We start from the raw sequence: 12,775 nt of genomic DNA on the forward strand, positions 1-12,775 counted from the left end.
TGACAGGAGTAAGAACATGGAGCATCCACAGGACAATAAGACCGTCTTGCTCGACCGAAAGGGACGTGGCCCGGCGCAAAGCCGATTGACCGACTCAACAGCGCCACCGAGATTTGAGCAACTTGAAGAGCGCATGATCTACGCCGCGAGTTCGCGTCCTGCCGAAGCGTTCAATATCAGTCTGAACTCGCTGGTGGCCGCCGCCTCGGAGTTGTTGTCGGAAGTGGTGCGGCTCAGGCACAGCAACACCAGCGAAGATCTGCAAGCGCTCAACCAGCGACTGACTGCCGGTATCAAACGGTTTAAAGAGCGCATGTTGCACAGCGGTGCCGAAAAAAGCGACGTATCGGCCGCGAGCTACGTGTTGTGCACCGTGATCGATGAAGCCGTCGTGACCACCTCGTGGGGTAGCGAAAGCCAGTGGTCGCAGATGAGCCTGCTCAGCAGCGTCCATAAGGAAACCTTTGGCGGCGAGAAGTTCTTCAAGGTTCTGGACTCCCTGTCGGCAAACCCGGTCAAGCATCTGCCGATGCTGGAACTGATGTACCTGTGCCTATCCCTCGGTTTTGAAGGGAAGTACCGCGTACAGGCACGCGGAATGCTCGAGCTCGAGGGCATCCGCGACGCCTTGTACCGGCAGATCCGCCATTTGCGCGGCGACGTGCCGCGTGAGTTGTCGCCGCATTGGGAAGGTCTGAATGATCAGCGCCGCAGCCTGGTGCGTATCGTGCCGGCGTGGATGGTGGTGCTGTTTACCTTCGTCTGCCTGGTGGTGATGTATTCGGGTTTCGCCTGGGTACTGGGCGAGCAACGCGACATCGTTCTGCAACCCTACCAGCCTCTTGATCCAGCCGCAGTCGCAGCCGTAAACAGGGACGCGTGATGAAAATTTTTTTCAAGAAACTCGGCGCATTCTTGCGCAAGACCTGGGTCTGGAGCCTGCTGGCGGTGCTGTTTGTTGCGCTGCTGGTGTGGTTCATCGGCCCCCTGCTGGCGGTGGATGACTACAGGTTCTGGGAAGGCTCGACCTCCCGCTTGCTGACCATCAGTGTGTTGTGCCTGGTCTGGGGCCTGACGATGGTCTTCGTCAGCTGGCGCGCCGACGTGCGTAAAAAGTCCTTGCAAGAAACCGACGACGGCCAACAGCAGATCCGTCGTGCGGATCTGATTGACAAGGAGCAAAAAGAGCTCACCGCGCGTTTCAAGGAAGCCTTGAAAACCTTGAAGACGTCGAGCCTGTATCGCGGTCGCAGCGAACGTTGGCGCGATGACTTGCCGTGGTACTTGCTGATCGGCCCACAAGCCAGTGGCAAGACCAGTCTGCTGGATTTCTCGGGCCTTGAGTTCCCGATCAACAGGATTGACCGCAAGCGGACCTTCGATACCCCCAGCGCTCGTCATTGTGACTGGTATTTTGCTGACCACGCTGTGCTCATCGACACGCCCGGGCGTTACATGACCCAGTCGGAAGCCGAAGTCGACGGCAGCGGCTGGAGCGCCTTGCTCGACTTGCTGCGCAAGCGTCGTCGCAATCGTCCCTTGAACGGCGTTCTGGTGACCATCCCGGTGCAAACCCTGCTGTGCTCCAACTCGCAAGACCTCCAGACCCTGGCGGGCAAGGTGCGCGCGCGTCTGCAGGATGTACATCAACAACTGCACGTCGATGTCCCGGTTTACCTGGTGTTGAGCAAGGCCGATCATGTGCCGGGTTTCGATGGGTTCTTCGATCAACTGACCCGCGAAGAAAGCGATCAGGTGTTCGGCACCAGTTTCCGTGAAGAGCAAAACGGCACCGATATTGCCGTGTTGCGCACCGAGTTCGAGGCGCTGCTGCGTCGCTTGAACAGCCAGGTGATCATGCGTATGCACCAGGAGCGCGATACACAGCGCCGTGGCGTCATCTTCGATTTCCCGCATCAATTGGAGCAGGTTGGCGAGCGCTTGTGCCAGTTTGTCGAGTTGGCATTTAGCGGCAACCGCTACCAGCGTGTCAGCCAGTTGCGCGGTTTCTATCTGACCAGTGCGCTGACCCCGTCAATGGACCCGGCTGCGGCTGCTGGCGGCGCCAACGAAGGCGCGAAGAGCGCCATGCGACCGACCGTCAGCATTGGCCGTTCTCGGTTCATACATCATTTGCTCAGCCGGGTGATTTTTCCCGAGGCCGAGTTGGCCGGCCTGGACAAGCGCGAGCGCAACCGCATTTATTGGGGACAAAGTTCTCTGTACGTGGGTGCGCTGTCGATATTGACGCTGCTCGGCATGCTCTGGGCGGGTGGTTTTTCGGCCAACTACGAGCGTCTGGAAAACCTGCGCAACCTCGCCCAAAGCTGGAAGCAACAACACTCGGCACTGATCGCCGGTGATGATTCCATGGCCGTGCTCAAGGCCCTCGACAGCCGCTATGCGGCGACCCAGGTTTTCCCGAAAAAAGGTGACCTGTCGTACCTCGAGCGTGGCGGCCTGTACCAAGGCAGGGACGTCGCACCGGTGGTCAATGGCGCTTACGAGCGTGAGCTCGAAACGCAACTGCTGCCCAGGGTCGCGGTGCTGCTCGAAGGGCAGATCCGCGCCAACATGCAAGATCGCGAACGGCTGCTCAACAGCCTGCGCGCATACCTGATGCTGAACATGAAAGATCGTCGCGATGCCACGTGGATCAAGGATTGGGTGGCCACTGACTGGTCTGGGCGTTACGCCGGCAACACAGCGGTGCAGGACGGTTTGAACAGCCACTTCAAGCGTTTGCTGCAGCAGCCATTCATCTACCCGCTGAACGAGCAACTGGTGGCTCAGGCGCGTCAGGTATTGCGCGGCGAATCGCTGGCCAACGTGGTTTACCGGATGCTGCGCGAGCAGGCTCGCTACTTGCCGGAGTACCGTCTGAGTCAACACTTGGGGCCGCAGGGCTCGTTGTTTGTCGGCACCGATTACCTGATCCCGGGCTTCTACACGCGACAGGGTTATCAGCAGTTTTTCTCGGTTCAGGGATCTGCTCTGGTCACCGACATCCTGCGTGACAACTGGGTACTGGGTGAAGGTTCAGGCATCAGCAGCATGGACATGCGTCGCTTGATGGTTGAATTGGAGCAACTGTATTTCCGTGACTATGCCAACTTCTGGAGCGAGGCGGTCGGCCAATTGGCACTGCCATCGATCAACGACGTGGGCGAGGCCGCCGAGCAACTGGCGGGCCTGACCTCGGCCAACTCGCCGATGCTGCAACTGCTGGTGCAAGTGCGCGAGAACACCCGTTTTCCGCTAATCGCCGAGAGCGCCGACGACGCCACTGCGATGGCCGAAAAACTGGCGCAGAAGGGCGGTCAACTCGGCAAACGGGTGACGGCTGTAGCGGGCAAGGCCACGGATTTGGCGAAGAACCTGCCGGATTCCTCAAGGAAATCCCTGCGTTATCGCTTCGAACCATTACACCGTCTGCTGGATGACAATAACGGCCCGGCTGCTGATTTGGTCCCGGCGCTGACGGCGCTCAACGACCTGCAAATGCAACTGGCAAGCCTGGCACGTGCCAGTGCGCCGGAGCAGGCTGCATTTGAAATGGCCAAGAGTCGCATGAGCGGCCATCGTGATGCGCTGAGCAACTTGCGCAATGCTTCACGCCGTCTTCCGAGACCGGTCAGCGTGTGGTTAAACGAGCGGGCTGAGGACACCTGGCGTCTGGTGCTCAACGAATCCTACCGATATCTGAACCAGCGCTATCAGAATGAGCTTTACAGCTTTTATGGCAAGGCAATCAACCAGCGTTATCCATTCAGCGCCCACAGCACCAGTGACGTGGCAATCAGCGACTTCCGCGAGTTCTTCAAGGGCCAGGGCATCAATGATCGTTTCTTCGAGACGTACATGCGTCCGTTCGTGAGCGGTGATCCGGGCAACTTCCGACTACGCATCATCGACGGCCAAAGCCTGCCGGTGTCCAGGGTCTACCTCGATCAAATGGCGGCGGCACAAGTGATTCGCCAGAGCTTCTTCTCGATCAATCCGGCCGAACCGCAAGTGCAATTCAAACTGGAACCGTACACCCTCGACCCAGCGGTTAGCCGTTCTGAATTCAAGTTTGGCGACAAGACCATTGAGTACCGCCATGGTCCGATTGTGCCAGTGTCGTTCAGATGGCCAGCCGATGCCGAGGACGGCCGCACCAGTCTGGTGCTGGACAAAATGGCGGGCCGCCCGATCGGCATCGAGAAAAACACCGGCCCATGGTCGTTGTTCCGTCTATTCGACCTGATGCAGACAGAGCACATGAGCGGTCGCGACGTGTTGGTGCTGAAAGCCGAAGTAGGCGGTCTGCGTGCCAACTACCTGCTGACCAGCCAGCGTACGCCGAACCCGTTCGACATGGATGTGCTACGCACTTTCCGTATGCCGGTGCAGCTCTGATGCCCGTTCCCAACCCCTGGCGCAGCGCCGCGCGTACCGATGTCGGCAAAGTGCGGGAGCGCAACGAAGATGCTTTCCTGGACTGTCCACAACAGGGGTTGTGGGTGGTCGCTGACGGCATGGGCGGTTATCAGGGGGGCGATATCGCCAGCCAGTTGATCGTCGCCAGCCTCGCGGAATTGCCGGCGTTGTTCGATTTCGACGAGCGCCTCAATGGCATCCGCCAGTGCCTGCACTGGCTCAACCGCCGCTTGGGGCAGGAGTTGACCGTCACCACCGAGCGCCATGACAGCATCATGGGCAGCACCGTGGTGGCGCTGTTGGTGAAAGGCAATCGCGCGGCCTGCATCTGGGCCGGTGACAGCCGTTGCTACCTGTGGCGCGGCCAGCGTTTATATCAACTGTCCAGGGACCATTCGCTGCAACAGCAACTCATCGATGAACAAAACATGAGTGTCGAGGACGCCAAGGCTCACCCTGAAGCCCATGCCCTGACGCGTGCGGTCGGGGCAGCCGAGCAGTTGACCCTGGACGTGCTTGAACTCGAGGTCTATCCCGACGACGCGTTTTTGTTGTGCAGCGATGGTTTGTATCACGGGCTGACCAGTGATGTCCTGGGTAACGCCCTGAGCCTGGCCACGCCGCGTGCTGCGCTGCAGTGTCTATTCGACGGCGCTTTGCGTGGTTCGGCGCGGGACAACCTGACGGCCGTGGTGATCCGCCAATGACTCAACTCATGTTGCCGCTCGATGATCTGCTGGAGAGCGAAGCGCAAGCCAGTGACATGACTTACCTTGCGACTGGCACGCCTCTACACGCAAATCCGCATCACGCCGAGCCGGCAACGGTGCCGACCAAGGCAAGCGTTGGCGAAATGCCTGAGGTGCTGGCGGGTCGTTACCGTATCGAACGTCTACTCGGCGCCGGTGGCATGGGCACGGTCTACCGTGCTCGGGATTTGCTCAGTGAACAGTTTGGCGATCCCAACCCTCACATCGCACTGAAAATCCTCAGCGAAGAATTTGCCGAGACGCCAGACGCCAGCGCCTTGCTTTACAGCGAGTTCGCACTGACCCGACGCCTGCGCCATAACAACGTGTTGCGTTTACACACCTTTGAAGTCGACATCGACCACCAGCATGCCTTCATCACCATGGAGCTCATGCGTGGGCTGACCCTGGACAAACTGCTCTGTGAGCGACCCTTGGGGCTGCCGTGGAATGAACTGCGCGATATCACTCTGCCGTTGCTCGATGCGCTGGCCTATGCCCACGCTTGCGGCGTGCTGCACGGTGATATCAAACCAAGCAACGTGATGCTCTGCGAAGATGGCGTGCGTCTGTTCGATTTCGGACTGGGTATGGCCGAAGAGGGCATCCTGCCCGGTCTGCCGCGCCTGAGCCGCGAGCGCTTCAACGCCTGCACTCCCGGCTACGCTGCCCCGGAACTGCTCGAGAGACAGCCGTTGACCGCCCGCGCCGACGTTTATGGCGTGGCCTGCATCATCTACGAATTGGCGAGCGGCAAACACCCGTTCCGCCGCTTACCCTCGACTGAGGCTCGCGATGAGCGTCTGGATCGAGTCTTGCAAGCACCCAGGAGTCTCCCGAAAAGCTGCTGGCCTGCTTTGCGAATGGCACTGGCTTTCGACCCGACGGCACGCGTCACCACAGTTTCCGATCTTTACCGGGTCCTGGGAGGACCGACGTCATGGCTTGAACATTGGCGGTATCGGCGCAATAAGCAGCCAGGCGGTTTTTGAAAGAGCGGTGCGGGCTTGCAAACGGACCAGCTCGGCTGGCAAAAGCCAAAAAAAACCCCGCATAAGCGGGGCTCAAAAGGTGCAGCAGTCATGCTTTGGGGCGGTTGTCCACCACGTGGGAAGCCTTACCCTCGGAACGCTTGATCGAGTGGAACGGTTGCAGAATGATCCGCGTGCTGATCCCGATGTAGGTCTTGATGTGCTTGCTCAGCTCGCCGCATACGGCTTTTTGCTGGTCATCGCTCAGGTGCTGGTGCTCGGCCTTGAGCTCGACATGCACGTCGACGCTGTCCAGGTTGCCATTGCGATACAAATGGATCTCGTAGCACTCGGCAAGTTGTTTGACTTTCAGGACCTGCTCCTCGATCTGCGTCGGAAACACGTTGACCCCACGGATGATCAGCATGTCGTCGCTGCGGCCGGTGATTTTGTCGATCCGTCGCATCGGCCGCGCGGTGCCTGGCAGCAGGCGCGTGAGGTCGCGGGTGCGGTAGCGGATCATCGGCAGGGCTTCTTTGCTGAGCGAGGTGAACACCAGTTCGCCCATCTGCCCGTCCGGCAGCACTTCTCCGGTCACTGGATCGATGATTTCCGGGTAGAAGTGGTCTTCCCAGATGGTCGGGCCGTCCTTGGTTTCGGCACATTCCATGGCGACACCTGGCCCCATGATTTCCGAGAGGCCATAGATGTCCAGGGCGGTGATGCCCATGCGTGCCTCGATGGCGCTGCGCAGTTCGGCGGTCCAGGGTTCGGCGCCGAAGATGCCCAGGCGCAGGGCCAGTTTGTGCGGGTCGATGCCCTGGCGCTCGATTTCATCGGCGATGTTGAGCATATAGGACGGCGTGACCATGATGATGTCCGGCTGGAAATCCTTGATCAGTTGCACTTGTTTTTCGGTCTGGCCGCCAGACATCGGGATGACGGTGCAACCCAGGCGTTCGGCGCCGTAGTGCGCGCCCAGGCCGCCGGTGAACAGGCCGTAGCCGTAGGAGATGTGCACCTTGTCGCCACGACGGCCACCGGCGGCGCGGATCGAGCGGGCGACGACGTTGGCCCAGGTGTCGATATCGTTCTGGGTGTAGCCGACCACCGTCGGTTTGCCGGTGGTGCCGCTGGACGCGTGCAGGCGCACGATGTCGTTCATCGGCACGGCGAACATGCCGTAGGGGTAGTTGTCCCGCAGGTCGGACTTGGTGGTGAAGGGGAATTTCGCCAGGTCGTCCAGGGATTTGATGTCGTCGGGGTGCACGCCCAGTGCATCGAAGCGCTGACGGTACAGCGGCACGTTGTTGTAGGCGTGGGTCAGGCTCCAGCGCAGGCGCTCCAGCTGATGCTGGCGCAGCTCGTCGATGCTGGCGGTTTCCAGCGGGTCCAGCACAGGGTTCAGCACGGCTTGGGCTATTGGCATGTTCATGTGTTCACTCGAATTGTTTTTGTGTTCAAGCCCCTGCATGCAGGGGCTTTGAGTGCATGCCCCAAGGATAGCGCTCGGCACCTTGGGAATCGCGATTCTTTAGTGGGATAGACGCTCGATGATCAGCGCGATGCCCTGGCCGACGCCGATGCACATGGTGCACAGGGCGTAGCGGCCGTTACGTTCCTCCAGCTCATGCAGGGCGGTGGTGACCAGGCGTGCGCCACTCATGCCCAGGGGATGGCCCAGGGCTATGGCGCCGCCGTTGGGGTTGACCCGTGGGTCGGTGTCGCTCAGGCCCAGTTCGCGCAATACCGCCAGGCCCTGGGCAGCGAAAGCTTCGTTGAGCTCGATCACGTCCATGTCGGCCAGGTTCAGGTTGGCCACTTCCAGTACCTTGCGGGTCGCTGGTACCGGGCCGATGCCCATGATCCGCGGTTCGACGCCGGCAGTGGCCATCGCCACGACCCGGCCGCGGGCGGTCAGGCCATGGCGTTTGGCGGCTTCGGGACTTGCCAGCAGCAGGGCGCAGGCGCCGTCGTTGACGCCCGAGGCGTTGCCGGCGGTGACGCTGCCACCTTCGCGGAACGGCGTGCCGAGTTTCGCCAGCTGTTCAAGGGTGGTGTCGCCGCGTGGGTGCTCGTCGTGCTCGACCACTTTGGCCGGGCCTTTGCGCTGGGGGATTTCCACCGCGACGATTTCCTTGGCCAGGCGTCCGCTGGCCTGGGCCGCCGCGGCGCGTTGTTGACTGCGCAGGGCGAAGGCGTCCTGGTCGGCCCGGGAAATGTTGAACTGTTCGGCGACGTTCTCCGCCGTTTCCGGCATGGAATCAATGCCATAGGCCTTTTTCATCAGCGGATTGACGAAGCGCCAGCCGATGGTGGTGTCGAAGATCTCGGCCGCACGGGAAAACGCCTGCTCCGCCTTGCCCATTACCAGTGGCGCGCGGGACATGGATTCGACGCCACCGACCAGCATCAGTCCGGTTTCGCCACTGCGAATCGCCCGGGCGGCGGTGCCGATGGCATCCAGCCCGGAGCCGCACAGGCGATTGAGGGTGGTGCCGGGCACGCTGACCGGCAAGCCGGCCAGCAGCGCCGACATGCGCGCGACGTTGCGGTTGTCTTCGCCGGCCTGGTTGGCACAGCCGTAGATCACGTCGTCGACCGTGTTCCAGTCCACTTGCGGGTGGCGACGCAGCAGTTCGCGCAGCGGCACCGCGCCGAGGTCGTCGGCGCGCACGCCGCTCAGCACGCCGGCGTAGCGGCCAATCGGGGTGCGGACTGCGTCGATGATCAGGGCGTCATTCATTCGGGGTCTCCTGCGTCAGCACCGGGCCGCGCACTTTGTAGGATTTGCCATGGAACAGGGCGATCAACTGGCCCTGTTGGTTTTCAATGCGTACGTCGTAGTTGCCGGTGCGACCGGAACGGCTCTGCTCGATGCAGTCGGCGTTCAGCGTGTCGCCCAGGCGCGCCGGGGCGACGTAGTCGATGCTGCAACCGATGGCCACAGTGGCCTCGTTGTAGCTGTTGCAGGCAAAGGCGAAGGCCGAGTCGGCGAGGGCGAACAGGTAGCCGCCGTGGCACGTGCCGTGGCCCTGGACCATGTCGGCGCGCACGGTCATGCCGACGCGAGCGCTGCCGGGGCCGGCGGACAGCAGGCGCATGCCCATGGCCTGGCTGGCGTTGTCACGCTGGAACAGGGCTTGCGCGCAGTCGCTGGCGAGGTTCATCGCTTCATGGTTCGTCATGGAAATTTCTCCCTTCAGCCACTCGGCGGCGCAGCAACAGCGACGGCCGGTAGCGTTCTTCGCCGTAGCTGGCTTGCAGGTTTTCCAGCGTTTCAAGAATGTGCGGCAGGCCAATGGCATCGGCCCAGGCCAGCGGGCCTTGCGGGTAGTTGACCCCGGCACGCATGGCCAGGTCGATGTCGGCGGCCGAGGCCACGCCTTGCAGCAGGGCGTCGGCGGCTTCGTTGGCGAGCATCGCCACGGTGCGCAGTACGGCGAGGGCCGGGCTGTCGCTGAGCAGGCTGATCTTGAGACCGGCCCGTTGCAGCAGGGCAACGCCTTGTTCAAGTGCCTGCGGGTCGATACCGGCCGCGTAACTGATCGCGATGCGCTGGGCTTTGCCGTAATCGAACGCCAGATCCAGCAGGATCAGGTTGCGCAGCCCATCCTCTTTGGCACGCTGGCAGGCCATGCGCCCGTCGCTCAAGGCCAGCACGGCGTCACCGACCCGCAGCAAACCCCGGCCGTCACGCTGGATGACCTCGACGCCTTGCTCATGCAAGCGAGCAATCAAGTCTCGGGCGATGCCCAGATCGCCTTCGACGACACAAGTGTCTACGGTTGCATCGCTGCTGATTTGAGCGGCTTGCGGTCGCTCCGCGCCTTCGGCGTAGCTGTAGAAACCCTGACCGCTCTTGCGTCCCAGACGCCCGCCGTCCACCAGTTCTTTCTGGATCAGCGACGGCAGGAAGCGGGTGTCCTGGTAGTAGGCGTCGAACACCGAACAGGTCACGGCATAGTTGACGTCGTGGCCGATCAAATCGGTCAGCTCGAACGCGCCCATGGCGAACCCGCCGGCTTCGCGCATCAGCGCATCCAGGGTCGGGCAATCGGCAGCGCCTTCCTGCAACAACCGCAGGTTTTCCGCGTACAGCGGCCGGGCCACGCGGTTGACGATAAAGCCCGGCGTGGAGCGGGTGTGCACGGGTTTTTTGCCCCAGGCCCTGGCCGTGTCGTACAGGCATTCGGCGAGCGCCGGATCGCTGGCCAGCCCGGAGACGATTTCCACCAGCGCCATCACCGGCGCCGGGTTGAAGAAATGCAGGCCGAGCAGGCGCTGCGGCCGTTGCAGTTGCGCGGCGATGCTGGTGATCGACAGCGACGAGGTGTTGCTGGCCAGGATGCAGTGTTCACCGCAGATGTCTTCCAGCTGGCGAAACAGGGCGCGCTTGACCTCGAGGTTCTCGACGATGGCCTCGATGATCAGGTCGCAATCGGCCAGGGCTTCGATGGCTTCCACCGCTTGCAGGCGGGCAACGGTGGCGCTGCGGGATTCGGCGGACAGCTTGCCGTTCTCGACGCGCTTGCCCAGTTGCCGGTCGATGCCTTCGATGGCCCGGGCGGCAGCGCCAGGGCGATTGTCCAGCAGCAGTACCGGATGACCGGCCTGTGCCGCGACCTGAGCAATCCCTGCGCCCATTGCGCCGGCGCCGATCACCGCGATGCGTTCAGTTTTGTTCAGTGCAGTCATGACTCAGCGCCCCTTGAAGCTTGGGGTGCGTTTTTCCATGAAGGCGCCGACGCCTTCGCGGTAATCCTCGCTGCGCCCGGCCAGGCGCTGCAGGTCGCGCTCCAGCTCGAGCTGTTCGTCGAAGCTGTTGCTCAGGCTGGCATTGAGGCTGCGCTTGATCAGGGCCAGGCCGTAGGTCGGCTGAGTGGCGAGGTGCCGGGCCAGTTTCAGGGCTTCGTCGCGCAAATCGGCGTCGTCGACACACTGGTAAATCAAGCCCCATTGCTCGGCCTGTTCTGCGCTCAGGCGATTGCCGAGCAAGGCCAAAGCCTTGGCGCGGGCCATGCCGACCAGGCGCGGCAGGGTCCAGGTACCACCGGAATCGGGGATCAGGCCGATCTTGCAGAACGCCTGGATGAAGCTTGCCGAACGGGCTGCCAGCACCAGGTCACAGGCCAGTGGGATGTTGGCGCCGGCACCGGCGGCAACGCCGTTGACCGCGCAGATCACCGGCAGCGGCAGGTCGCGCAACTGGCGGATCAGTGGGTTGTAGAACTTCTCGATGGACTCGCCCAGGTCCGGTACGGCGCTGCCTGGCGCGACATTGCGGTCGCTCAGATCCTGCCCGGCGCAGAAACCACGGCCTTCGCCGGTCAGCAGCAACACGCGCACGTCCGGGTTTTGTCGCACTTGCTTGAGTGCTTCCTTCACTTCGCCATGCATCTGGGTGTTGAAGCTGTTGAGCTGGTCCGGACGGTTGAGGCTGAGCAGGGCGACGCCAGCATCGATGGAAAACAGGATGTGTTCGAAGTTCATGGTCTTGGCGTTCTCTTGGCAGTCGTTCGAATTCGGATTTCAGTGGTCGCTTTATTGCCCGGTGAAAGTCGGGCTGCGCTTTTCCTGGAAGGCGGCAATGCCTTCATCGCGGTCGCGGGTGCCGGCCAGCACGGTGAAGGCATGGCGCTCGAAGCGCAGGCCGCTGGCCAGGTCGGTGTCCATGGCCTTGAGCAGCGCCTCCTTGGCCAGGCGCACCGCCAGCGGCGCCTTGGCGGCAATGCCGCGGGCGATGTGCAGGGCGCGCTCGACGGTGAATTCCGGCTGGGTCACTTCGCTGACCAGGCCGGCGCGTTGGGCCTGGCGGGCGTCGATCGGCTCGCCGGTGAGCACCATCTGCATGGCCATGGATTTACCGACGGCGCGCAGCAGGCGTTGAGTGCCACCGGCGCCGGGCATGATTCCGAGGTTGATTTCCGGCTGGCCGAAGCGGGCGTCTTCACCGGCAATGATGATGTCGGCGTGCATTGCCAGTTCGCAGCCACCGCCGAGGGCGAAGCCGTTGACGGCGGCGATCAGCGGCTTGCTGAAGCGGGTGATGGCTTGCCAGGAGGCCTGGCGCGGGTCATCGAGGATGCCGACCAGGTTGCGTTCGGCCATTTCCTTGATGTCGGCGCCGGCGGCGAAGGCCTTGCGGCTGCCGGTGAGGACCACGGCGCGGGTGTCCGGGTCGGCTTGCGCGGCATTCAGTTCATCGGCCAGCTCGCCCAGTAACCCGGTGGTCAAGGCGTTCAGGGCTTGCGGGCGCTGCAGGGTAATCAGGCGAACGCCAGGCTCGATCAGTTCGACGGTCAGGGTCAGAGGCATGGCGGATGCCCTCACGGTGCTGGCTCGGCGTGGTGCCGGCTCGTTATTGGATCGGCCGCAGGGGCCGGTTTTGCCCAAGTATAGCTATAACGTGATACGCAAACGCAATACAAAAATAGATTTAATGTGTCCTTTTTGTGGTGTTTTTGATTTTGATCTCCCCTGGATCATAGGTGCGTATTGAGGGTTTTCCCCAGTGTTTGCTGGGTTTTATCCGATTTTTTGCGGCCTGTTTACATTCGTCGGAAAGCGCTGTTTCAAGTGATACGCTTTTTAGTCTTTGTGCTTGTAAAAGTGATGTGATACAAAATAAGT

Annotated in this window: 10 protein-coding genes; 4 read left to right on the forward strand and 6 right to left on the reverse strand. The window is 61.8% G+C overall.

The genetic code is table 11. The features are described from left to right. Positions 1-16 precede the first annotated feature (16 nt). From icmH to CAG47_RS20800, 4 genes are read left to right on the forward strand one after another with little or no spacing between them, the layout of a single operon-like run. On the forward strand, positions 17-883 hold the full coding sequence (icmH, locus tag CAG47_RS20785; protein WP_085726879.1) for a type IVB secretion system protein IcmH/DotU: 867 nt from the start codon (positions 17-19) through the stop codon (positions 881-883). Continuing rightward, entirely contained in the window at positions 883-4,401 is a 3,519-nt protein-coding gene (tssM, locus tag CAG47_RS20790; RefSeq protein ID WP_085726883.1) for a type VI secretion system membrane subunit TssM, read from the forward strand. Before icmH ends, tssM begins: the two co-directional genes overlap by 1 nt. Continuing rightward, positions 4,401-5,129 carry a PP2C family serine/threonine-protein phosphatase gene (locus CAG47_RS20795; RefSeq protein WP_085726885.1) on the forward strand — a complete coding sequence of 243 codons (729 nt, stop codon included), beginning with the start codon at positions 4,401-4,403 and terminating at the stop codon, positions 5,127-5,129. Before tssM ends, CAG47_RS20795 begins: the two co-directional genes overlap by 1 nt. Further along, positions 5,126-6,163, forward strand: coding sequence for a serine/threonine-protein kinase (locus CAG47_RS20800; RefSeq protein WP_085726887.1), 1,038 nt, complete (start codon positions 5,126-5,128; stop codon positions 6,161-6,163). The genes CAG47_RS20795 and CAG47_RS20800 overlap by 4 nt, the downstream gene beginning before the upstream one ends. An 88-nt stretch (positions 6,164-6,251) precedes the next feature. Here the strand turns inward: CAG47_RS20800 and paaK are convergent, their stop codons facing one another. From paaK to paaF, 6 genes are all read right to left on the reverse strand, one after another. After that, a complete protein-coding gene (gene paaK, locus CAG47_RS20805; protein ID WP_085726889.1) occupies positions 6,252-7,577 on the reverse strand; it encodes a phenylacetate--CoA ligase PaaK in 1,326 nt (441 codons plus the stop codon). A gap of 99 nt (positions 7,578-7,676) precedes the next feature. Continuing rightward, a complete protein-coding gene (gene pcaF / locus CAG47_RS20810) occupies positions 7,677-8,888 on the reverse strand; it encodes a 3-oxoadipyl-CoA thiolase (protein WP_085726891.1) in 1,212 nt (403 codons plus the stop codon). After that, entirely contained in the window at positions 8,881-9,330 is a 450-nt protein-coding gene (gene paaI / locus CAG47_RS20815; protein ID WP_085726893.1) for a hydroxyphenylacetyl-CoA thioesterase PaaI, read from the reverse strand. Before paaI ends, pcaF begins: the two co-directional genes overlap by 8 nt. Then, complete coding sequence (gene paaH, locus CAG47_RS20820; protein WP_085726894.1) at positions 9,317-10,840, reverse strand: 3-hydroxyacyl-CoA dehydrogenase PaaH; 1,524 nt, start codon at positions 10,838-10,840, stop codon at positions 9,317-9,319. Before paaH ends, paaI begins: the two co-directional genes overlap by 14 nt. A 3-nt stretch (positions 10,841-10,843) precedes the next feature. After that, positions 10,844-11,635, reverse strand: a complete 792-nt coding sequence (paaG, locus tag CAG47_RS20825) for a 2-(1,2-epoxy-1,2-dihydrophenyl)acetyl-CoA isomerase PaaG (protein WP_007972022.1) — start codon at positions 11,633-11,635, stop codon at positions 10,844-10,846. A 51-nt stretch (positions 11,636-11,686) separates the two neighbouring features. Beyond that, on the reverse strand, positions 11,687-12,460 hold the full coding sequence (gene paaF, locus CAG47_RS20830) for a 2,3-dehydroadipyl-CoA hydratase PaaF (RefSeq protein ID WP_085726897.1): 774 nt from the start codon (positions 12,458-12,460) through the stop codon (positions 11,687-11,689). Between the last annotated feature and the right edge of the window lie 315 nt (positions 12,461-12,775).

Source organism: Pseudomonas sp. R37(2017) (assembly GCF_002113375.1).
GTDB lineage: Bacteria > Pseudomonadota > Gammaproteobacteria > Pseudomonadales > Pseudomonadaceae > Aquipseudomonas.